The sequence below is a fragment of the Candidatus Competibacter denitrificans Run_A_D11 genome (assembly GCF_001051235.1).
GTDB lineage: Bacteria > Pseudomonadota > Gammaproteobacteria > Competibacterales > Competibacteraceae > Competibacter_A > Competibacter_A denitrificans.
This window is the reverse complement of record NZ_CBTJ020000040.1, coordinates 44,450-68,573: the sequence shown is the minus strand read 5'-3', so window position 1 is coordinate 68,573 and position 24,124 is coordinate 44,450. Positions and strand designations below refer to the sequence as shown.

The 24,124-nt window shown below is 61.2% G+C and carries 9 protein-coding genes; 1 reads left to right on the top strand and 8 read right to left on the bottom strand.

Annotated elements, in window-relative coordinates; genetic code table 11:
- From BN873_RS08625 to BN873_RS08600, 6 genes are all read right to left on the bottom strand, one after another.
- On the bottom strand, positions 1–4,353 hold the full coding sequence (locus tag BN873_RS08625; protein ID WP_048672907.1) for a hypothetical protein: 4,353 nt from the start codon (positions 4,351–4,353) through the stop codon (positions 1–3).
- A complete protein-coding gene (locus BN873_RS08620) occupies positions 4,350–9,962 on the bottom strand; it encodes a hypothetical protein (protein WP_048672905.1) in 5,613 nt (1,870 codons plus the stop codon). Before BN873_RS08620 ends, BN873_RS08625 begins: the two co-directional genes overlap by 4 nt.
- Positions 9,962–10,828 carry a hypothetical protein gene (locus BN873_RS08615; RefSeq protein WP_139031676.1) on the bottom strand — a complete coding sequence of 289 codons (867 nt, stop codon included), beginning with the start codon at positions 10,826–10,828 and terminating at the stop codon, positions 9,962–9,964. The genes BN873_RS08620 and BN873_RS08615 overlap by 1 nt, the downstream gene beginning before the upstream one ends.
- A gap of 83 nt (positions 10,829–10,911) precedes the next feature.
- Positions 10,912–13,407 carry a hypothetical protein gene (locus BN873_RS08610; RefSeq protein ID WP_048672901.1) on the bottom strand — a complete coding sequence of 832 codons (2,496 nt, stop codon included), beginning with the start codon at positions 13,405–13,407 and terminating at the stop codon, positions 10,912–10,914.
- Positions 13,404–16,682, bottom strand: coding sequence for a poly-gamma-glutamate biosynthesis protein PgsC/CapC (locus tag BN873_RS08605; RefSeq protein ID WP_048672899.1), 3,279 nt, complete (start codon positions 16,680–16,682; stop codon positions 13,404–13,406). The genes BN873_RS08610 and BN873_RS08605 overlap by 4 nt, the downstream gene beginning before the upstream one ends.
- The gene (locus tag BN873_RS08600) at positions 16,645–19,839 is read right to left on the bottom strand and encodes a response regulator (RefSeq protein WP_048672897.1); all 3,195 of its coding nucleotides are present in this window, start codon (positions 19,837–19,839) and stop codon (positions 16,645–16,647) included. Before BN873_RS08600 ends, BN873_RS08605 begins: the two co-directional genes overlap by 38 nt.
- A 215-nt stretch (positions 19,840–20,054) precedes the next feature.
- Between BN873_RS08600 and BN873_RS08595 the strand changes: the two genes are divergently transcribed.
- A complete protein-coding gene (locus BN873_RS08595; RefSeq protein WP_171820441.1) occupies positions 20,055–21,539 on the top strand; it encodes an aminotransferase class V-fold PLP-dependent enzyme in 1,485 nt (494 codons plus the stop codon).
- Here BN873_RS08595 and BN873_RS08590 read toward each other — a convergent pair.
- Together BN873_RS08590 and BN873_RS08585 are read right to left on the bottom strand one after the other, a co-directional pair.
- Complete coding sequence (locus tag BN873_RS08590; RefSeq protein WP_053085274.1) at positions 21,528–22,502, bottom strand: extracellular catalytic domain type 1 short-chain-length polyhydroxyalkanoate depolymerase; 975 nt, start codon at positions 22,500–22,502, stop codon at positions 21,528–21,530. The genes BN873_RS08595 and BN873_RS08590 overlap by 12 nt on opposite strands.
- Positions 22,503–22,544: 42 nt before the next feature.
- Entirely contained in the window at positions 22,545–24,110 is a 1,566-nt protein-coding gene (locus BN873_RS08585) for a methyl-accepting chemotaxis protein (RefSeq protein WP_048672894.1), read from the bottom strand.
- Between the last annotated feature and the right edge of the window lie 14 nt (positions 24,111–24,124).

Genomic DNA, 24,124 nt, shown 5'->3' with positions numbered 1-24,124 from the left:
TTATGCAGAAGCGGGCGGGCGGCGGAGTGAGGCCAGCCAGGCCCGGAATTGTTTTTCCAGCCAACCACCTTTCTGGCGCTGGGTCAGCGCTTGCAACTCCAGGGCGGCGCGTTGGTGGCCGATGCGTTCATCGGCTAAATCCCGGTAAATGCGGTCGGCGAGTTGGCGGCGCTTGACTGCATCGCCGGAATCCAAAAAGGCCTCAATGGCGCCGAGAACTTGGGTCAGGCGACCGGGCCTGCCGGCGTGGCCAGTTTGTAGCTGGGCTTTAAGCTTTGCTGAGGATTGCTCGATGCGGGTTTCGATCAGGCTTAGTTCTGCCTGGAAGTGTTCGCTTTGGGCTACCGGGCGCTGGCGTACGGCAGCTACGGTTTCCCGCGCCAACCGCTCGCCCAGTTGCCCGAACTCCTGTAGCGCGGCGAGTTCGCGTAACCCCTGTCGCGCTAGGGTTAGATCAGGGCTGGCCAACAGATCACAAGCCTTGTGACAAATTTCCCAGCCTTGCCAGCGATAGACAAAACTCAATCCCGGCCCCTTGATGTTCTGCATTCCCATGATCCGGTTGAACAAACCCGGCGGGGTTTCCTGGACGATACGGGCGATGGTTTGTTCGCCGGTGCTGTGGGGGTCACGGATCACGACCAGTTTGCGGGCAAACCATTGCCATAGTTGCTCACGAAACGCCGTTTCCAGCGCCGGTCGCTGGGCGGTATCGGCGGCGCTCACCCGGTCAGCCAGCGCCCGATAGGCTTGATAACATTCACCTTCTTCAACCAGATGGCGGGCAATGGCTTCCGCGTGCTCTCCTGCGCCAGCGGTCGTCAAATAGGCTTGCAAGGTGGCTGCATCGCGCCAGAATGCCGCAGGCGGTTCGGCGGTCACCGTGACGCCGATGCCAGCCAGCGCTGCATCCAGTCGTTGGCGGAGATGGATTTCTTCAATGGACACCCGCTGCCAACGGGCCTGCTGTTCCAGAATCTGTAATGCCGGTTCGGCGTCGGCAGTGGTCGGCCACAGGCTAAGACCCTGAATATAGATTCCCCAAGCTTCCTCAATGTAGCCTTGCAACCCATCCAAATTGGTACCGATGAGGAAATGGCGGTCGGCGCTGACATCGGCGACCAGGATGCCCGCGAAGACCCGTGATCGCGGTATCCGGTCGGCGCGATTATTAACTACCGTGGTAATCCAAACACCAGGTTCCTGATAGCGATCCTGCCGGTCGAAGCCCATCCGCACCCAATTGGTCAAGCAGCCGAAGCGTTCATTGGCGGACATGCCGTTGATGAATTCCAGAAAGCGGCCGGCGACACTGGTTTTCGGATATTTCTTCAAGACGCCGATGTCCATTACGACCCGGTCGGCCATTTCCTTGAGCGCGTAATCCCGTGGAACGCCTAATCTATCGGCCATGGCCAGCACCAGCGCGATATTGAAAGGATGCTCTTCGTAGGGAAACCGGGCCAGCACGTCCGGGGTCAGCAGCCCCGCTTCCAGCCAGCCCACAGTGCCCAGATCGGTGCCGAGCTGCTGGGCGGCATCCCGCAGGATCGGCAACATTTGCTCTTCACTGGTCAGCAGTGTGGAGTTTTGGGGGATGAAGTTGGTCATCACCTGCGGAATGTTATAGCCGGCCGGCCCTTGCACATCTTCATGATCTGGATAGGTATTGGTGATGGTGGCCAGATCATCGCGCATCCATTGCCGTTGCAGGGTGTAGACATAGGCCGGCGTTAGCCCCATGCACTCCCACAGGAACACTTCGGTGTGGAGGCGGTCGCCCAGACGCAGGACGTTGGCCTGTTCCCAGATGGTGGCTTTGTCGTAGGGCCGGTAGAGATACAATTCCCGCAGCGTGCTGTAGGGATCGGCGTGGAGGAACATCGCCTCGCAGCCGGTGGTCTTGGACATGATGCTAAAGCCGAGGGCGTTCATCAGCGCCGCTTTGATGCGCTCAGTGCCGGATTTGCCGCGTGTACCCCAGCCGCCGATCACCAGCGGAATTCGGCTGCGTGCCCGGCGGATCTGTTGGTTGATGACGATGTGGCGGCCAAAAAACAGAGCGCCGAGTCCGGCCAGAAAAATGCCAAGATCAAACAGGGAGTTCTGATAAACCGAGAAAAAATAGCTCCGAAACTCTTCCCAAAAGGCCGACCAGTCGCCGAATGGGATAACCGCCAACAGCGGAATATGACCGGCGAGCAGTGGTGCAGTCGCAGGCGCGAGATCGGGGGTTGTTTCGGGAACGGGTTCTGGGAAAAATCGCCCTACTAGGGGATCGATCATCTCCGGCGCATTGGCAGCGGCGGCGGGATAGGGGATGAAACGGATCGTGAAGCCAAGCTGGGCAATGGCTGTTAAATAGCCGGCTGGATTGGCTTGCGCACCTTCCTGCCAGTTGCGAAGCCGGGCATACTCCACAAAGCGAACGGTGAGCAGAACCCGCGCCCACAGCCGCCGCCACAGCGCCACCGGCGCGACGATTTCGGTAATCCCTTCGCTGCTGTAGCGGCGCAATCGCCGATCCCACTGATCCAGACAAGAAATCAGCTCGTCTACCAGCGGCAAATACGGGCGCCAGCCGTCCTCCGTGCCCAGATATAGCGGCTCCCCAGGCACTTTGGTTTCGGCCAGCTCGGCAAGAATGCCCGATGGCGCGTAGAGATTGCCGTCGTAGACTCGTCCGACGGTGTGGCGAAAGGCTTGCCGTTTGTCGGTGGCCGGATGGCGCAACTCGTGCAGCCAGCGCCAGGTCCGAAAGCGCAGCACCTGACCGCGCGTCAGCCAGCTCCCCCACCAGCCGCGTTTCAGCATACAGCCGTGATCGGTCTGTGCCAGTAATGCCAGCAGGCGCCCTAGCGTGGCCTCTTCCAAGGCGGCGACTGCCCGCGATAAGCGGCGCTGGTGGCCGGCGGGCACGGCGGCGACCTCGTTGGCTAGCGTTTGCAGCCATGTGCGGCGTTGGGGATCGCTCCACACCCAAAGCTGCTCGCAGGTTTGCGCCGCCCACCGTCGCACCGAGGGCTTGGCGGCATGGCCGCGCAGGTGCGTCACAGCCGGCAATACACCATTCGCCCACCGCGCTGCTTCACTTTCGCGAGTCTTGCTAAGTAAATGCTGATGAACTTGCCAGGCAACCCGCAAGGCTACCCGCAGCGTCCAGGCATCTTGCTCCTGAGCCAGTGCGGCTATCAGCCCGGTCAGTAGCGGTTCAAATGCACCAGGTTCCGCCAATAGAAGCGGGATTTGCAGCAGCGCCGCCGCACGCACCTGAGCAGTGGCATCGCGCAGCGCCAGTGCTTCCCAACTCGGCAGGGCTAACGATTGTGGCATGGTGGGTAGCGCTTCCGCCAAACCCTGGCGGACATAGGGGCTGGTATCTGCCAACGCGATAGGCAACAGCGCGGCCATTTCCGGCAGGCGGTGCAAATACTGACCCAGCAACAGCACCGCCCGCCGACGCACAAACAGATCATCACCGCTACCCGGTTGGCCAAGCCGCACTTTCAAAGCCGTGGTGAGGGAAACCTTATCCAGATGAGGCAACAGTGCCAGTGCTTCCGTCTGAATCCAGATCATCCGCCGCTGATCGAGCGCCGAACCGTAGATGTAGCGCAAGGCACCTTCACTGACCGGGTTTTCAATCTGATCCGCCGGCAAGGCCCGTAGCGCCAGCGCCAGCGCATGAAAGGCCGCCACCCGTACCCGCGCATCGCCGTCATAGTCGAGCAGCGGCAGCAATACCTCTTCCAATTCCAGCCGAGGCCATAACAGCGCATGACCGACGAGGGGGCCGGCCTGATCGAGCAAACGCGCGCTGATCGCACCGAGCCGGTCCAGCGTAAACGCCAGGAACCGATCACTGATGGCGTGGTGTCGCTGATAGCGTTCTACCAGGGTGTCGTGGCCGAACCAACGGTCAAAGGCGCGGCGATCACCGGCAAGCTGACGGCGGTTGGCACCCAGGGTGGCCGCGAATGCCAACATGTGATGCTGGCGCTCTTCCAGCGTGGCTGCACCCAGATAGCGGCGGTTGTAATCGGCGTAATCCGCCCGCAGTTGCCGGATTTTGGCTTGCCGTCGCTCCAATTCGTAGCGCAAAAACACCGTCAAGCGATAAAGCAGGGTCATGGGGAGCGCCCATTCCGGCGGATCATCACGCGCCCCCGGCCAATCGCCCAGGAACCCGGTAATCAGTTCGCCCAGCAAACTGCGGGAGGCGCGGGCCAGTGCCGGCGTTAGTCCCTCGTGCAGGTATTTACGAATCTCGGCTTCGGCAAATGCGAGACGCGGGCGCGGGGGTTCGACCCACTTCTTCCATTTGCCGGCAGCGGATTCGGCCGTTGCGATCACGGGACTCGTTCCTCACCGGGTGGTTCGTCCATGCGGTTGTTGAAATCCAGCGGTAACAGCCGCTCGCGCAGATCACGGAAGTCCACGGTACCGGGCCGGAAATCGCGGTAACCTCGGCCCCGGTCAGAAAACCAATGCAGGCTCAACCAAATCCCATAATCGCGGTTGTCTGGATCGTATTCCGCCTCTAACCCCGCTTGCAGCCGACCGGTTCCACCCCAGGCGCCATCCCACCAGATAGCACCCCGCAGCGTCTGACTATCGGATGCGCGTGGGCGATGCCAATCGTGCCCGCCCTGGGCGAAATAGTGGGTCCAGCGATAAGCAGCGTTAACTTGCCAGTCACCCAGGAGCTGTTTCCAGCCAACCGTGGCGCTGGCATGTTCCGGTTCAAAGAAGCTGCCGCGCTCATCGGAGGTCAGTGCCGCGCCAGCGTACCAAAGGGTATCCAGCCAGGGCCGATGGACCAGGGTGTCGGCCACCACCAGCCCCCGGCGATGAAAGTATTTGTATTCGCTGAGCACGTCCGAATCGACATAGCCCGGCTCATAGTCGTAATCCGCTTGCTGGCGGAGATCGCGATAAAAGAAACCGAGCGAGGGTTGATGTCGGGTCCGTGGGCCGATTTCACGAGCCTGGGCGATTTCACCGCGCACGGTGGAATTCCAAGCCCAGCCTTCCGACCGTTGTGCGTAGCCTTCCCAACTCAGCCGGAAGGTGGTATCAGGCCATTCCGTTTCGTGCTGCCAGATGGCGCGCAGACCGAAGGTAGGATTGCCGTAACGGTGTGAGCGGTACAGCGCATCGGCTTGATAGTAGTCGCGCCGCCATTCGTTGTAATAACGGTAGCTGGCCAAGGTTTCCAAATAATCGTCACCGATTGAGCTGCCGTTGGTTTCCTCGATGGGCACCGCGCGCAGGAGGTTAAGGCCCAGTGACCAGGTGCCCGCTTGCTGCTCGCCCAAAGCATACTGATCTTGTAATACCCACGTCGATGGCAGCGGCGCTTGCGGAACACGAGCGGGAGTTAGGGGTGGCGGTTCCAGAGTCCAGCGGGCGATGCGTGGCGGCGTGCTCTCACGCGGCTTATCCAGCAGCCGTTGGGTGTGCAGGCGATACAACCCTTCCGCCTGACCCTTGGCCGGGCGAATTTCCACCGTTTGTAGACCGGGGCCAAGGTATTGATAGCGGCTATCCAGCACATCACCGCGCAATTCATCGATCCGTAACCAGGCCGGACCCATCAGTGGGACTTGGAGCGGTTCACTGGCGGTCGCCACCTGATACATCCGTCGCAGATCATCCGTCACCGGCCGAGCGGTGCGCCCGCGCAATTCGCTAACCCGCACGCGCAGGTATTGATTGGCGACCGGCTCGGCAATGCCGATGCGCAGCACATGCTGACCGGGTGGCACGTCCAAATGAAGCGGGAGTGCTGCGGTGGCAGCGTCGAGAAGCACCCGCTGTGGGGACTGTTCGTCCAGCCGATACCAAGCAGTCAGCGGGCGTGGTAGCGAGTAACGGACATCGGTGGCACGCAGTTCGAGCCGCAGCCGGGTCGCTTGGTTATTGGCGCTCAATAGCCCCAGCTCCTCGTTGCCGGACAACACCTGTTCTTCGGCGGTGACCGGTGGCGAAAGCGCCTTGCGAATCCGCAGAAAGGGTGATTCCGGCCACCAGCCGGACGTCGTTATGGGGCGCACGCCGGCGCTACGGCCAACGTTCAGCAACGGTTCCCACTCCGCGCGTTGTCGTAGCCGACGCAGCAACGGTTCCACACCCGATACGCCCGGCTGCGTGGCGACCAGTTGCTCGGCTTCCGGCAGACGTTGTGCCAGTGTTTCCGGGGCTTGTTCCACTTCCCACAGCAGCGCTGTCAAGCGGTGACGTAGCGCATCCGCCGAGCCGGTAGGCGGCGTGGGCCAGGTCAGATCAGCCGGCAGCGCCGCCGTCAGTCGGCTCAGCAGTTCCGCTTGCGCGGCAGGCGCTGGGAAGGTGGTGGGGAACGCATAGAGCGTGCGCGGTTCCAGACGGCAGTCGGTGACAACCGAAACCGGCAAGCCGGCCGCGAGGCCCGAGGCCGATTTTTCCGGGGCCGGTGTTGAGGGGGTTTCTGCATCTGCTTCCGTCGGTTGGTTCGCGCTGCGGCCGAACGGCCAGCGTTCCCAAAGCCGGAGCGGGCGTTGTTCCGGCTGGCCGTGCGACAAACCCAGTGCAGCAGCGATGACAGCGGTGGGGGTCAGTTCCGGCAGAACCCGCAAGGGGATGGCCGGCCGCCAAATGGACGCCTGGACCAGTAACGACCGCTGCGGCGCGGTTACTTCAATGTGGTGCCAGCCTGGATCGACGATATACTCTAAACTGACTTTGCGGCCCGGCAATTCACTGCCATCATCGACGATCCGCAAGCCCTGGCTGGGCCGGTCGCCGGTAATCGGCAGGCGCTCAATCCGCGCACCGTCACGCAGCAACAACCAGCTTTCGACCGGCGGGGCATCTGCGACGGTTTGGGCCGGGTGAGTGAGCCGGGCATCAATGCGCAGCCGGGCCGGGCCGAACACGGACAGTTGTACGGGCCGGTCGGGCAGGGCGCGAAAGGTCTGACTGAGCAAATCACGGCCGGGTGCCGATAAAGCCGGTGCACCTGCATAGTCGCTGATTAGATGATGGGCGTTGTACCAGCGGTGAGGACCGGGTTGTCGGGTTTGCCAGCGCGCCCAATCGCCGATGGCCCGCTCCCGCACCATCGGATCGGGATCAGCCAACCGGTCGCGGATCGCCAGCCCGGTTTCCAATCGGTCGGCCAATTCCCGCCCAGTGACGCCCGCGTCACGCCACAGCCGCGCCGCCTCTTGATAAGCCCCCTCGCGCTGTGCCCGATACCCTTCCCAGAGTCGGCGTTGAGCGACATCCGGCCACTGTTCCAGAGTACGAGCAAATATTCGCCACCAGCCCAGTTCGTAGGCGGCGTGTGCCACCACGGCCAGTGGCCGTTTAGCGGGCGGTAACGCCAAGCTGACCGTCAGGGCATCATCCGCTTGGCCCTCATCAAGCAGCAGTTCCGCCAGTTGACGCAATCGCTCGGTCTCCGGTTGGCGGGTGACAGCCGCACTGGCCAACATCAGGGCATTGTCCATGTCCTCAGCCGCCAGTGCCCCTTGAATCAGTTGCTCGAAGGCCTGCCCGCGCACCAGCGGGCTAGGGTCATGCATGAACGCCCCACGTAACATCTGCTCGGCCAGCAAGGTTTCGTTCAATTGGCGTAAGGCCCGTGCTTGCCCCACGATAGCCGCCGCCCGTGTCGTTGCCCTGGCGGAGTCGCTTAACTGGCTCCACTGCTCCAAAGCCGGTAGCCATTGGTTCGCCTGCTCCAGTCGTGCGGCCGCCGCCGGATCGTCGTTGGCGGTAGCACGCGGTGTTAGGTTGGCGGGTGGTGGTCCTAACAGCGAAGCGAATTGTCGGCTGTGTTCGCGCAGCAACCGCAGTAGAGGTAACCAATGGTTGGTGAGTTCCTGCCGGGCATCGCGGGTCGGATCGAAGCGATTGGCAGGCGTGCTGTTGTTGGCGAGGGGTTGGTTCAGCGTTCCTGCCCGGTGAAGTTCCTGCTCGAATTGCCGGTAAACCTCCTCGGTACCCAATTGCTTGGTGACTTCCAGATACTCGCTTTCCGAAAGCTGATAGGGACGGCTGGCGCGATAGTGGAGCGCTACCGCCAGCGGCCGGCTTGCGCTTTCCAGCCGAATCCGGCGGACCATGGCCGGCAGCGCGATTTCTGCCACCGCCGCCGCCACCAGCGGGCCGGGTGGGCGTTCGGCGGCAAACGGTGCGCTTAGGGTGCCGGCACCGGATGTCCCGTGCTGGGCGCTCAAGGCAGTCAGCCCCGCCTCGCCCGTACCCGGCAGAAACAACTCCGAGGCCAATTCTGGCACTTGGACCCGGAGCCGCAATGGGGGCTGGTCGTCGTAGCGTAGCTGAAACTCCGTGATGGTACCGGCGACAGGCCGATCCACGGCAATGCGTAACAGCAACGGCGCTTGCCGCTCCGGCAACCAGTAGTTCAGTTCGGCACCCGGCACCAGTTCCACGAAGGTAACGCTCGCCAAGGTCTCCAGCAGATCGTCGCTGAACCGATCCGCGACCACCAGCTGCCGGGGTCGCTCGCCCAGCCCCAGCAATCGCCGGTTGCGTAGCCAGGCCAGCCGGGGTGGCGTAGTGGTTGGCTTGTTGGTCGGCAGCAGCGAGCGGTAAAAGGTGAACAGACCCAGTGTATCCTGGGCTTGCGGGCTAAGGCGGGGTTCTTCACGGTGGCCGAGTGCGGCTTGGCGTAGGGCCAGCGCGGCGGTCAATCCGCCCTCACGATAGCCATTGTCCCGCCCCACCCGCAAGGCGATCCGGTCCTCGTCGGCCAGGGATACACGGTTTAGAGGGGTGGCTAATTCGGTGACTGCCAAATCCCAGATGGAGCCGTGGGCGACCGGACGCAGGGTTCGCGCCTCAGCGGCAGTCAGTTTCGGTGCATTGAGGGCAGGCACCAGATAATCGGGATCACGCTGGATGCGTAGGCGGGCATAGAGCGGTTGGGTAGCGGCTACCGCCAATTCGTGTTCACCAGCCGGGAGTTCGAGATAACCGGTTTCGGCGCGGCCCAGAGTCTGCGCGCAACCGGATTGCCATGGCATCTCGCGCGTCTCGGTCGTGACCCAAACCGCCCGCCGGGTTTCCTGGGCGGCGACGAAATCCAATGACTGCCAAGGCCGACCGTCCAACCAGGCGTAGACGCGATAGGCTTGCCGAGTACGGGTTTCTTGCGGGGGATAGCGTAGCCGGTGTTCCAGAGCCAACCGTACCGGTCCACGGAGCCGCACGCGCAGTGGCGGTCTGGCATCCAGCGGCCAGAAGGCTTGCCCCGTTGCTGCGTCGCTTGGCCGCAACCAGACGGGCGAACCGGCGGCTGCCACGATGCCCTGGTCTGGCGCAGTGCGCTGTTCACCGGCTATCGGCGTAGGTATAGATTCCTGCGGTTGCTCTGAGGCTAATGCCGCCGCACGTTCAGGCACGGGGGTTTGCTCGATGGTTTCCCGGTAAGGCGCCAATTGGCCCAACGCATCCCGGCGCGAGACGAACAAGGCAATTTCTAGGGTGCCGGCCTTGTCCGGGAGTCGGCTCACCCGCACCAGCCGCTCTTCCGGCCAGTCGGGCGCTAATAGCAGCGAATCGCCTGCTGCTGAGGGTTGGAGCGGCACCTCGATAAACAGGCCGGAGCCGTTCCCGGCCGCAACCATTAGATCATCCGGTGCCAGGCGGCCATCGGGCCGATAAATCCGCAGCCCCTCGCTAGCTGGTACCCAGACCGTAACACTATCACCGGGATGCAAGCGAATTCGATACATCCCTGCGTCGTGCCGTTCTGATTCCGCTCGGTGCCAACCGTGCCCGGCAAACGGTTTGGCGCCGGCGACCCAGACCGGGGCACCGACCACATTATCCCAGCGTAGCGCTAAGGGATAACGACCTACCATGTCGATTTGCACCTGATCCGGATCGGCGTTGGCTGCTGGCCCGATGATTAGCCAAACCAGCAGGAACCGGAGCCAGGGGCGATGCTGCATCAGGGATGAGCCTTGAGCAGACACGCGCCGACCCGCTGACGCACGCTGGGGTCGGCGTTCACTTGATCGCGCAGCGGTTGATTCATTTCAATATGGACGAAGCTGGATCGTTCCAGCGTGCGCAAGGCTTGGCCGATTTGGTTGGTCAGCGCACCCAGTTCTTTCACCTCGGTCGGATAGAGCAGGGCGTAATTCATCAGGTTGCGCAGGCAGCCGACGACCTGCTCCGCTGCCGGTGTCGGCTGGTGTTGGCCTGCGCTAACGATGACATTCGCACGGCGCCCGATGTCGGTTTTCCGCTTTGCATTACTAAAGCCATGCAATTGCAAAATCGCGCTAGCCGGTTGCGCCGCCGCCGCCGCCCGGCTGAAGGCGATGAAATAACTGTCGGGTTGATGGGCCATGTCGGAATCCTTCACCACTTCGTCATCTTCATTCTCATAACGCCGTGGGGCCGTGCTCCAGGCGCCGGCCATGAACCCGCCTTCTGCCAGCAGCGCAATGGCAATGGCCCCGGTGTGCTTGTCGTCCAGTGCGTGGGGAGCTTGCAGGATCGGAGCGCCCGCCGCCGCCAGCGCGAAGATGTAAAGCCCCCGACCTTGCCGTTGATTCGGCTGTTCCCGAATCACCGTAAAAACCTGTTGCTTCTCAGTGACCCGCTCCACGGTAAAGCCTAAAGCTGCCCAAGCCGCCCGCTGCGCCGGCCGAGCAGCACCCGTGAAGGCTTGGCGAAACAGATACTCGACCTGCTTCAACTCATCGGGGGACGGTGCTTGATAAGTTTTGGTCTGGCTGTCCTGCAACAGCCGATTTAATGGGCTTTGCTGGGCAGCTCCCGCCGGCGGTAGCCAGGCGAGCAAGGCCACCAAGCCAATCCACCACCAGCACGGCTGGTTGCTGGGTATACCGGCTGGTTTTGGCGGGCTCCGGAAATTTTGGATTATCTCGTTCATCGTTGCGTTTCCTCACCGAATAGTTCTAACACGGCCGGCAGGCCCGCAATGACGCGATAAAGCGTCAAATACCCGCCACCCTCTTCCAACCAAAACCGAATTCGATAATTGCCGGGGGGTGCATCATCGCCCAGCGGTAAGAAAAACCGCTGCCCCACCCCGACCTGCTCGGTGGGCGTATCCAGCACAGGTACGGTGTCGCGCTCGTCCGGCCGGATATCGTACCGCCATTCGTGAAGGGTCGGGTGAGTAAACGGGCCTGGCAAAGTAGCGCTGGGGGTTGCCACGGTGGCTCGCAAGCGGATTCGCTGCCGGCTGGCCGGCATTTGCAGCACCCCAGAGAGGACTTCCACGCCGGCGCTGGTCTTGGCATAGGCGAATTCCAACGGCTGTTGATCCAGCCGATAAGCCAGGCGTCGGGTCAGGCTACCGGAGCCGCCGCCGAGAAAATTCATGAACCAGCGTGCGGGGCGTGTGGTTTGCACTAGAAGGGTGTGTGAGCCGACCGGCACTGGTGGCAGCCGTAACTGGCTGCGCCGCAGCGTCAGGATGCTGCTAAAGAGGGGTTGACCATCGATACTGATGTGCGCAGTGTCGGGTTGATCGGTATCCCGTAGCACCAGCAGCGAAGGTTCTACTGTCAATCGGCCCGGCAGGTTAAGCAACTCAACCTGCGTCGGGGTTCCGGCCGTCAGTGGTTGAAATACTGTGGCCAGCGCGCTATCGCGTGGCGGAGCCAGCGGATCACGCGGGTTCAGCACGTAGCGACCCCGCCACGGCCCAGCGGGATAGTAGTCCTCCCAATCGTAGCGCCCGGCAAGGATTTCGGGATCGCGTTGTGGGGGGCGGTTTTGCACCACCAGCAGGGCGGTTTGCCCGTTACGGGTTCGCTCTTGCGCCGCCAGCGGTAGAACTGGAAACCATACCGGCTGCCCGCGCACTTTTTCCCGCTCTGTCGGTTGGTAGTCCTCTGGAATCCGCAGCTCGCGGCGTAAATCGGGTGGTCGCGTGTAGGCATTGACCAATACCGGAGAGCTTGCGCTCAGGCGCACCCGAACCACGGTGGCGGGTAGTGAGAAGCTTTGGGTGGCGGGTTCGGAAACCTGCTCAAAGGGTGTGGTCTGACCGATCAGACGGTCGTAGGGGGCCGTCGTGCCGGCCACTGCCAAGGTTCCTTGGCGCAGTGCCGTGCCCTGCTGATCGAGCAGTTCATAGCGAACCGTCGTGGTGGCCGCCGGATCGGGCACGGCCAGCCGCAAATCGACCCGCCAGAGGGTGGGTTGATCGCCGACATGGGCGATGGCGAATTCCAGCGGCTGGGCCGGTTCCAACCGGTATAGCCGCAGATAAACCGGTTCGGGCAGCAGATCCAGACCGGGACCGGTTGTCTGGTGTTGAGTGGCTCTAATGACCAGCGGGCGTGGGGCTACGACTTCCAGTAGGCCGGCCTTGAGCTTCTCCGACCAGAGTGTGGTCGATAGTCCGTTCAAAGGGGCGCGATACGTGACGGGTGGACCGGGCTGTACATTGTGCCAAATCAGCTCAACGTCTCCAGCGGTGGGGATGGTGTTGTCAGAATGAGGCAGTGGCGGGGGGATTTCGACGAATTCCAATGTGACCCAGCCACCCGGTTCTGCAATCGGTAGGGTCGCGCGCAGCGCGCGGTCGATGTACAGGCCGGCCGGTAATAGCGAAACCCGTAACGGTTCGGCCTCGATATCGAGTGCGGTATAGAGCCGTTGCCTACGATAATCACGGCCGGCGACGCCAGCCGGGCCGAGTGGGTTCCAACGCTGGCGCAGCAGGTTCACCTGCTCGCTCTCACCTAGCAATTCCGGGCCGTGGACACTGGCACGCCCCAGAGCGTCCCGCTGCCGACGGGGGATGCGGTTCCAGCGGAACGTGGTGGCCGGCGCAAACAGATGCTCGCGCGTGTACACCCGCGCGACAACCTCAGTAACACTGGGCGCCTGGTTGGCCAGCCCTAAGCGCAACCGGGTTGCGCCGACCAGCTCGGCAGGGTCGATCAGCAGCAAACGACCATCGGCTGGTACGCTGTGACCATCGGGATAAAACGCGGCGGTCAAGGGCTGGGTCGAACCCGGTGGTCGGTACCAGCTCACCTGGGTCCGATGGTGGTAGAGGCTGTCCCTGAGAATACGGCCTGAGCTGTCCAATAGCTGATAATGCAGCGCATAGAGCCACTCAGCTTCAGGTTGCGTTGCCTGTGCGGGTTCGATACCGGCGTTGCTGACCACTTTCAGGCCGCCACTCTGACCGGGTAGTGGAAATTCAACCCAGTGATCCACATCCAATAGATAAACGGCGCTGGATGCGGCACCGATCAGTCGATCCGGGTCGGATTGGACCATGCGCCCGGTGTCCAAAGTCCGCCACGCATTTTCCAGCCAGGGCCACCATAGCCAAACAGCCCCAGCCAGCAGGGACAAAAATAGCAGGCCGCCTAGTAGATGACCCAAAAATCGGATCATGGCGCACCGAACACCAGCCAAGCCGCACGGGCATTCTTGAATTCGTCCACAGTCGCCGCTTGTAGCGGCAGGGTGGCCATAATTTGGCTATCCGGTTGGCGAGGCAGCAGATTAACGACAAGACGTAACCGCCCAGAGGCATCAGAGACCAGCAGAAAGGCTTGCTGAGTATCGCGATCCAGCAAGCGCTGGTAGCGCAAACCTGGCCAAGCCCGCAATTGGTGTAGGCTGACGATATCGCGGCGCTCCAGGTAGGCGCGGGCGATGGCCCGCCACCCCGCTGGAGTGCCACCGGCCGTTTTCGGTAGGCCGGCTAAATCAGTGTAAAGATCCTCCCGACGTGTGGTGATGCCCAGCGCTGTGAACTGTGCTTCTTGCACGGTGTTGTCGCTTTGTTGGGCAAAGGTGGCCCTGACCGCCGACGACAACCACAACGCGGCGAACGCTTTGTTGGCAGCGGCGTTGACATAGCGTGCTTGGGGAGAACTGCTGGCTTCGTAGCCTGCCGTTTCCGCAGCACCGGCAACAAAGCGGACATCCAGGCCATCACCTTCCAGCGTTTTTAGCAATTGCTGGCCTAGCGGACCAACGGATTCCTGCCGCGTTGCCCCGCTGTGCCAGGCCAGCAATACGTCAGCGGTCGGGGTCGGCCCGCCGGGGCGCAGGCCATAGGCCCGCACACTCGTGGTCAGCCAAGGTGTGTTGCGGGTTTCCCGGAGTACCACTTCATTGACCAAGGTGAACAGGCTGCCGGGATGGCTCGGATCGGTGACGTCGGCTGTTCCATCTGCATTCGCTTGTGGATGGGCGCCGGCCAGCAGCAGGACGTTGGCCTGGAGTTGTTCATAAAGTGAGACGCCGTATTCGAACGTGTTGGCTTCAAACAGCGGGTGTGGCACAGCGATTACGTAAGGCTGCCCGCCGCCGGCTCGAAATACGTATGTTCCACGATAGCCGCGTTCGCGCTGGGTTTCGTCTTCCACCAAAATGAGATGCTCTTGTTGGGTGGGGCGATGACGGTAACGCAGTAAGCGATAGCCGGCGACCTGGGCCGCCCCGGTCAGTGCCTGCAAAGCGACCAGATCGGTTGTTTCCCACTGGCCATTTGGCTGGGTGCCGCGCAGCAACTCTAACAGGGGTGTCAACACTTCTTCATCGAAGTAGAGCAGATCCTCTGGTCGCGGTGGCCGATACAACGCCGTCCCGCGCCCAGCCAAGCGGTTTTTGTCGGCCAGTAGCCATTCCCGCAGGTAACCGTCGATCCGAGCTTCACCGATTTCTAAGGGGGTCGCTACCGGGCTGGCGGTGGCTGGTGCCCGCGCCAGTAACTGACGCAGGTCGGGGCGGTTGAGCACCAGTTCGGCAAAACCGCTCTCGGTGATATCGCGTTGCAGATTGGCCAGCGGTGTTATGGCCCAACGGACTTGCAAGTCACCCGCTAAGCGTTGCAACGTCACCAGATCAACTCCCGGCGGCAAAGTGGCTCGTATCCACAGTGCAGTGGGCGGCACCTCCGTGCCGGCACGGAATGCGTCAGCCGAGACGCTGGCCAACTTTGCGCTGTTCCGCGCCGTATAAGCGCGCACTTGCAGCACGTCCCGGCGTGCCATGACCTGATGGAAAATGTGAAACGGCGTCTGACGGGTGCGCAATACATCCAGTGACCCGTCAGGATTGATAGCGCGCGGAGTGCCGGCGATGGCCAATGCCCGACCGCTCAATGCCTGGAACAGCCCGCTGCCAGCGGCCAAGGTATTTTGCTCATCCAATGGGGCCGGCACTTCGACTAGCAGGTTACCGCTGGCGCGGGTATCGATGACGTAAATTCCCCAACCATTGGTCGGTTCCATCTCTCTGAGGTAAAGATAGCGCCCCCCAATGTGATAAAGCCGGTAGCGGGCGGCGGCCAGTTGTTGGGCTGCCTGCTCCAATGCCCCCGGCTCGCCGTGCAAGTGCGCTTGTATTTGTTCCAAACCTGTCCGAAAGGCTTCTAACTCCCCAAGGAGCGGTACCAGCGCGCCAGTCCGCAAGCGGGAGCGTTGAATTTCTACATTGTCTTCGTTCAAGAGTTCAGCTAGCGGGCGCGTTAGCGAACGCACTATTGCGCCCGTTTCGCTCGGAGGGTGTGCCAACCACAGCCGATTTTCCGGCAGCAAGGTGAGCGCGAATCCAGCGATGCTGGCGATGCCGACCGCGACCAGCGAGGTTTGCAGCGTTGCGCGGGTCAGGCGGGCGGCGATCTCTTTGTCGTGAATCCGCATAGCGATCAAGGTGGTGAGCATATAGCCGAAGCCATAAATATCCATGATCGGAGCCGTTGGCCAAACCAGAGGCAACAACCACCCAAGCGCCAGCTTGTAGAAAAACCCCAAGTTAAAGAAAAACAGCAGCTCACGCGGCCCTTCCAAATGCAAGGCGGCGACCAGAGGAACACGCAGGAGCAAGCGCGCTACGCCAAGGATCAGGAACGCTTCCAGAAAGGAGCTGAGGATCTTGGCCGGTTGGTACCATTGCAGCGCCAGCAACGAAGGAATCAGGATGCCGTTAAATTCCCAGCCGTAGTAAAGATTCATTCGTGAGGCGAGGAAAGCCGTGGTCAACAGTACAATGTAAGCCTTTGGAGTTGCCAGCAGCGAAGCGGCCAGATTGTCGTAGGTATAACCCAGGTTACCGATGCTGAAATTGGTGAATTCCATCAGCCCGTAACGCACGATGAGGTAGGTGAGGGCCACCGTCGTGAACACCGGCACCGACCCCCGGATGACCCCAGTTTTCCAGAACTGGTTGGCAATCAGGGAGACGACGATCAAACCGAAACTGTGGAGGTCGCTGCGATAATCGAAGTCTTGGCGGAAATACTCATTCCACAAGGCGCCGATTTCCGGCCACAACCAGCCGTCGGCGCCCAGGCGCACGCCGACGCTAACCAGTACCAAGCCGAAGAAGCGGTCACGGCCAAACAGGCTGCTCCACCAGCCATAGCGGGAGCAGCGCTCGGAAAACCCATACACCAGCAGATAAGTGAGAATGCCTTCGATCACGACCACTGCTGCCGAGAGCGGTTTAACCAGTAGGAGTGGCGTCAGATAACCCGGCACGACCAGTCCTGATAGATTCCAGCCGAAGCGCAAAGTGAACAGCACAGCCACGGTGACCCCAACCCAAACTGTGGTGGTGACGGAGCTGGCCAGACTCTCGGGAAACAGCGGCAAGCTGAACACGTTGCCCGGCTCTACGTCAAACGGCTGCCACAGGCGCCGAAATCGGGCGCTCACGCAGCAGCCGCTCAATTTCGGCGAGCAAATCCGGTACCTGAATCGGCTTGAACAGCACGGCGTTGGCACCAGCAGCCAGGATCGGCTCGTCGCTTCCAGAACGCTCCAGCGCTGTCAGTGCCAGCACCGGCACGTTGGGGTATTCGTGGTTGCGCCACTCCAAAAACTCAAAGCCGTTCATGACGGGCATGATCATGTCGAGCACGATCAAATCCGGCAACCAACCTTGTAGGACAGCAATCGCTTGCTGGCCATCGGCGGCGGCACGAGCTTGGTAACCCTTTGCCTCCAAGGAGAGACAGATCAAACGTTGGATGACTTCGCTGTCATCGACCACCAAAATGCGTTGCGCCGCTGTCCCTGGCAGATGGCGTTGACTACGTGCGGTGAGTTCCTCGCGTTGCAGGGTCTGGCCGAAACTGGGCAAACGCATAACGAAGCGGATGCCTTCGCCTAACGCACTGTAACCTTGCAAGACCCCGTGCCAGCCGATCACCTGATGGCGGGCAACCCGTAACCGCCGAAACAGTGGGGTGGCCTCACTGTCGTCGCGGCTTAGCCAAGCTTGCAGCCGGTCATCGGGCATCCCGAAACCTTGGTTGCGGAATTCATAAATGACCCAGCCTTCCTGCTCGCGCAGCGTGACGGCTAGCTGGCTGTCGGTCATCGCATCATCGAGCAACACCGCCAGCAGGGTATGAAGGATATCCTGCAAGATATCGGCATCGGCCATGGCCAAGTTGAGCAGTTCTGGCATTTCCGCTGTCAACCGTACTTGGCGTTCCTCGGCCTGGTTGGCCAGTCGTTCCAGGGCTGCGCGCAGCGGTGTCCGTGGCTCAACTGGGTAGCGGTCGAATTGCTGGAGCGTGGCCAAATCGGTCAATAGATACTGCTCCGCCCGGTCGAGCAAATCGACCGCTATTTTAACCTGCTGCTCCAGAATGCCGCGCGAGGATTGGCGCCGGTCGATTCTACGGCGCTCTTCCTGGGCCGGTTCCAGGTGTAAATCGATTGCCAACAGCATCGCTTGGAGATGGTCACGCAGTTGTTGGTGGACCCGATCCGTTAGTTCTACCTTGACCAAGCTGAGATTATGCAAGGCCGTTACGTCGATCAATTCGATTAGCACCCCTTGAAGCTGAAACGGCAGTGCTTCAGCCATTTCGCCCGGCGGCCGGGCACTGTCGCTTGCCAGCACCGGTCGAACTCGTAGTGTGTACCGCCGTTCCGGTTCGCCCGGTAGTTTGGCGAGCAGAGTTACTGGTTGATGGCTGACGAAGACCCGTTGCAGGGTCTGGCGGCCTTCAGAAAGACTGATGCCGCTGAGCGTGCTCAGCAAATCCAGAGCGGTCATCTCGTAAGCAGGCAACTGGCCACGCCGCAGGATCGCCGTCATCGCTTCGTTGGTTTGTAACACCCGGCCGAAGGGGCTATAGAAAATTGCTGCCGTTTCCAGACCCTGAAAGACCTGCTCTAGTCGAAAAAGCCGCCTTTCGAAGGCCAACAGGGCTTGGCGGAGGGCGTGATCGTGGCTTTCGCCACCCTCTAAGCGCAAGTAGCGGACGGTGTGGCCGCCACGTTCCGGCAGTTGTTGCTGCCATTGCAGGCGGTGATAGAGCATTTCAGCAATCTGGTCGCGAAAGTTTTCCACTAGAGCGAAAAAACCCGGGTTGGCCGCCACGTTATCGGGCATGGCGCCCATCGCCCAGAAGCCTAACAGCTCACCGCCGAACAACAACGGGGTCATATATTGCTCGCCGGGTGATTCGGCCTTTAAAAATAAGCGCTGCACCAGACGCACGGTGCGCCGCTCGGCGACGGCTTCACTGTAAGGTAAGCGTCGATAATCTCGGCGGCGCTCGTTGATGTCAGCGAACTGACAATTGAGGGCGGCGATTTCCCGCACATAATACTGGTTCGGGATACGCTCCAGAAAAATCAGCCAGGTCAAGTCTAGGGTTTGCCGGACGAGATCGACGACCTGATTCCACGGTTCGGATGCGGCGTAAAAGCCGGGCGGGATCGCCTGTTCGCGTGAGCGTGCCGACAAGTCGATGGCGAGTGACCGGATCGCTCTATCTTGGGCCAGCAGCTTGTACCAGAAAACCGTCACGAAGGCCCCTGCCTGCGCCACCACCAACGCGGTCAGCGGTAGCCATAATTGCGCGTAGAGCGGCAACAGCCAAGCCGCCGCTGCGTAGATCGCCAGTACAGCGCCGGTGAGCCACGGTCCTAAGCGTGGCCACCCCCACTGGTAAAGGATGATATTGGTGACCACCGCGATCACCAGGAGGGCGAGCGTTAGCGCGGTGGCCAGCGGCTGGATCGGTTGGTCATTGAGCAAGGTTTCCAGTGCGTAACCCTGGAATGTCAGCAGCGACATGCCGGGGCCATCTGCTGGATCAAGCGGCGTGTGTAGCCCCGGCGTTCGGGGTGATGGTAGTAAACCGATCAGGACGCTGCGCCCCTTTACTACGGTGGGGATCAACCCATCACGCAAAACCCGTCCCAGCTCGACGGTCGGCAGATAGGCACTGCCACCCCGAAAATTGACCCAGTACGGTGTCTCTGGCAGCGGTGGCTGGTTAACGGCCCATTGGCTGGCGGCTTGGTTTTCCAGCGCCGGATAACGGTGCCCTTGCACGGTGTGCCAGGCATACTGATGGCGGTAGATGCCGTTGCTGGCGGGCGGTAGTGTCACGACCCCGAAGGCAGGTTGTTTGCCGAGCGTACCGACAGCAGACGGCCAAGGTTCTAGCTGAACGCCCTCAGTCGAGTTGGTCGGATCGGCGATCAGGCCACGGCCGAAGAGAACATTACCCGCACTGGTGGCCTGCTGGTAAAAGCGTGACGACGCCTTGGTCGGCAGGAATGTAAAGATGATTTGCCGAGCGTCCAGTTTGGCTAAGGTTTCCAGGGCACGCAGCCAGTAGGAATCGCCGGCATCGCGATCTTGCGGGTCAGCCCCGACGACCAGCACGCGGGGGGTACCTGGTCTGGCGGGTGCGTGGCGCATGGCCAAGTCATAGATCACGGCGTCGGGCCAAGCGAAAAAGCCGACGATCTGAGCATCCCAGATGCCAAATGCTAGCGCAGCAGCAACAAACGCCCCTTTATAATGAAGGCGTAGTGTCTCGATTACGTTGAGAACGGCCATGATCTAGGCATGTTCTCGCTCATGGTTGAGGTATTGCATAAAACTGATCATACCGTATATGTAGCATGAAATTTAACAATGTAGAGAAGATCGTAGTATAACGACAAATTAACGAGTACAGTCGAGTACAGTCGAGTACAGTCGAGTATTGTAGTGTTCAAGGGGATTGGTCGAGTCCAAGATTCCAGCGCGGCCTTTGCCAGGTGCGATTTCGAGTGAACCAACATGCCCAAACCGTGTCGCTGTCGGCGATCCAGCAAGATTTCAACGGGCTTGATACCGGTTATCGGTTGGCCGATGGCCGTTTCGTGCGTCGGCACTACCTGGACTCGGCGGCCTCCACCCTGGCGTTAGGGTGTGCGCGGCGGCTAACGGACGTGCTGTTGCCGCATTATGCCAATAGCCATAGCCAACTGCATTTTTCCGCACGGATTGCCAGCCATGCCCTTGATTGGGCACACGCCCAGGTACTGCGCTTCTTAGGCGCTGATCCAGTGGATTACACAGCCTTTTTCGCCGGTAGCGGTTGCACCGCCGCACTCAATCGACTGGCGCGGGGACTGGCAGCGCGTCGGCCAGAGTGCAAGCTGGTGCTGGTGTCACTGATGGAGCATCACGCCAACGATCTGCCGCATCGCAAACAGGCCGGTCGGGTCGTCCATATCCCTTTGACTGGAGCATCTCCCGCGCTGGGGACGGTCGATCTGGCGGCGCTGGCAGATGTACTGGAACAGCACCCTGGGCAAGTCAACTATATCGCCATTTCGGCGGCGAGCAATGTGACCGGAATCATCAACCCGGTGCATGATATCGCGGCCTTGGCACACGCCCACGGTGCCTGGGTGGTGGTCGATGCCTCCCAAGCACTGGCTCACGCGCCATTGGCTTGCAGCGATACGGGCGCTCCCGAACGGGCGCTGGATGCCGTGGTGTTCTCCGGCCACAAGCTCTATGCGCCGGGTTCGCCGGGCGTGGCCGTGGTACGGCGGGCGTTGCTGGAAGGGCAAGAGCCGGATGAGGTCGGCGGCGGTATGGTGGAAGACGTGCATCTGGCCGGCTATGAAATCGCCAGTCGATTCCCCGACCGTGAAGAAGCCGGCACGCCCAATATCCTGGGTGCGGTCCAGCTCGGCGCGGTGCTCAATGTGCTGCAACGGGTCGGGATGGCGCAGATTCACGCCGCTGAGCAGACATTATTGGCCGATTTGCTGGGCGGGTTGGCCGCTTTGCCTGGCGTGCGGGTATACGGTGATCTGGATTTGGCGCGCAGTCCGCGACTGGGCACCGTCGCCTTCAATCTGGCGGGGTTGGAGCATGGGCTGGTGGCCGCTGCTCTCAACGATTATCACAACATTGCGGTTCGCAACGGGTGCTTTTGCGCGCATCCTTACGTGCGGGAACTGCTGAAACCGGAGCTGTGGGCGCTGGAGCTTGATCCAGATGCCGAGGACGCAGTGGCCACGCTGAAGCGTCAGCAGGGCATGGTGCGCGCCAGCCTTGGGTTATACAGCCGCTCGGATGATGTGGCGGCTCTTTTGGCCGGTGTCGGCGATCTGTTGGCCCGGCCGGCGTATTATCGAGCGCAATACCAGACGACCGCCGATGGAAATTTCGTCCATCGTACCTTCACGGCCTCGGCTGAGAGCTTGTTCGATCCTGAAGCGGAACTGACGCGGATTTTGGGCGATTTACGGTGCTAATCCCCAAAAATGGATGATGCGCTCGCTGGCGCAAATCCCAACCGGCAGCACGTAATCGGCCGCAGTGCCACATTGCGCAGCGCTCGATCCTGGATCGATGGGTTGACCATGGCCCATGGCGGCGATCAAGTAGCTTTCGACGCGCGGCTGGCCGGTGGCATCACGATAAACCCGGTGGGTGTAGCCTTGGCCGGTTTCCTCACTGGCCGCATTCGATTGCAGGCCGTGCAGTGCGTTCCACTGTTCGGCCAACTCGCGGGCGTTGGTGGAATCGACCACCCAGTCTGACTGACCTTGCCAGATGGAGAGGATCGGCCAGCGTTGCGGGTGTAGGTTCGCCTCGGCGGCGGTGTGGCGCACCTTTTCCGCCCATTCGGCGGGGCGCAAATCGCGGCCCCAGGACTGGCAGTACAGGGCGCCGAGCATTCCGCTGGCGCAGCCGTAAGGGACTCCAGCGATGCTGGCACCACCGGCGAACACATCCGGATAAACCGCCAACAACGCCGCAGCCATCGCTCCACCCGCTGACAGGCCAGCGACATAGATCCGTTGCGAGTCGATGGGAAATTCCGTCTGTAACCGGGCGATCATCTGCCGGATTGAGCCGGCTTCGCCCTGGTCGCGTGTCACCTGTGCGGGCCGAAACCAGTTGAAGCAGCGTTGGGGATTATTGATCAACCGCTGCTCCGGCAACAACAGCAGGAAGCCCCACCGGTCGGCCTGTTGCAACCAGCCAGTCAGCCGGGCGTACTCCAAAGCCGTCTGCTGGCAACCATGCAAAGCCACCACCAGTGCAGCCGGTGTTCGCAGAGTGTCGGGTCGATAGAAAAACAGACGTAACTGACCGGGATTCGCGCCAAAATCCACCCGTTCCGCTGCTGTACCGGTCGCGTTGACTGGGTTTGGCAACGCAAAGATTCCAATCAGCAACAAACTGGCCAGAATAGATAACCCTTTCGGCACGGCCTGTCTCCTTAAGGCCCCACCGTGGTGCGATGGGCCTGCTCAGCTGATATGAAAGATGCCGACTGCTTCCCGTAGGGTATTGGCTTGATAGTTCAACAGCAACGCGGCGGCGTTAATCCGGTCGGCGAAGGCGGCATTTTCCTGGGTCGCTCGATCCAGCTGCATGGCTGCTGTATTGACTTGGGCGATGCCGGCTGCCTGCTCATCAGTAGCGCGGTTGATGTCACCCATGATCGTGGCGACTCCGCTGATTGCCGATACCGTTGCCGCCATCGTCTTGCCGGCTTCGTCGGACAGTTTACTGCCGGATGCCACTTTAGCCAGTGAATCGGTGATCAGGTGTTTGATTTCCCTGGCTGCGGTCGCGGTTTTCTGCGCCAGATTGCGCACTTCATCTGCGACTACGGCGAATCCTCGTCCCTGTTCGCCGGCGCGGGCGGCTTCGACGGCCGCGTTTAAAGCCAGGATATTGGTGTGAAAGGCTACTTCATCGATCACGCCGATAATATCGGCAATTTTGGCCGAGCCTGCGTCGATGTCGGCCATATTAGCGGCCAACTGGTCAACCGCGCGACCACCCTGTTCAGCCACAGAGGCTGCGGATAGCGCCAATCGGTTGGCTTGGCGGGCCAGATCAGCGGTTTGCTGTACGGTAGCGTGGATTTGCTCCATGCTGGCGGCGGTCTGTTGCAGGTTCGATGCCTGGGCTTCGGTGCGAGTGGAAAGATCCTCAATGCCAGCGCCGATATCAGCGGCTGCGTCATGGACGCCGTGGACTTGGGCGCGGACATCGGACACGATACCCCAGAGGTTGACGTTGGTCTGATTGAGTCCGCGTACCGCCAAACCCAGCGTATCATCCCGCGTGGTGCCAAAACGCCCGGTCAAGTCAGCGCCGGCGATGCGTTGGGACATGGTTGCCACTTCGCGTAGCGGTTTCGCTACCGAGCGATACAGCCACCAGCCCAACCCACCAGCCACCAGTAGACCGAAACCACCCAGCGCCCCTATGCCAGCCCAGCCCAAGCCAGTGCCAAATCCTGGCAGTGCGATTGCCGCAAATCCGACCATGGCCAACAGCAACGTGAGCAGCGCAAGCCAAATGCGGGTCTGGATATCCGGGTGAGTCCATCTGAGCAGTTTGCCGAGTACGCCGGTGCGGACCACATGACCGGCACAGACACCGTGACGATTCGCACCGGTTCGTATCGCGCGATAGAGCGCATCAGCCTGGGCGATTTCCTCGCGGCTGGGTTTGACCCGTACCGACATGTAGCCCACCGGACGGCCGTTTTTGATAATCGGCGTGATGTTGGCCTTGACCCAATAATAATCCCCGTTCTTACGCCGATTCTTGACCGGCGCCGTCCATTGCTGGCCGGCTTTGATCGTTCGCCATAGATCGGCGTAGGCTTCGGGAGGCATGTCGGGATGGCGCACCAGATTGTGCGGTTGGCCGAGCAGCTCATCCTTCGTGAAGCCGCTGGTCTCGATAAACGCCGGATTGGCGTAGGTGATCCGGCTGTCGAGACCGGTCATTGAGACCAGTGCAATCTGGTCGGGGAGCACGTATTCGGTGTCGGTGACGGGAAGGTTGTTGCGCATGGGGTTAGTCCTGA

Excerpts from the sequence above, each read along its gene's own strand:
- BN873_RS08620 (WP_048672905.1), bottom strand. The coding sequence starts at position 9,962 with ATGCAGCATCGCCCCTGGCTCCGGTTCCTGCTGGTTTGGCTAATCATC.
- BN873_RS08585 (WP_048672894.1), bottom strand. The coding sequence starts at position 24,110 with ATGCGCAACAACCTTCCCGTCACCGACACCGAATACGTGCTCCCCGAC.
- BN873_RS08610 (WP_048672901.1), bottom strand. The coding sequence starts at position 13,407 with ATGATCCGATTTTTGGGTCATCTACTAGGCGGCCTGCTATTTTTGTCC.
- BN873_RS08600 (WP_048672897.1), bottom strand. The coding sequence starts at position 19,839 with ATGGCCGTTCTCAACGTAATCGAGACACTACGCCTTCATTATAAAGGG.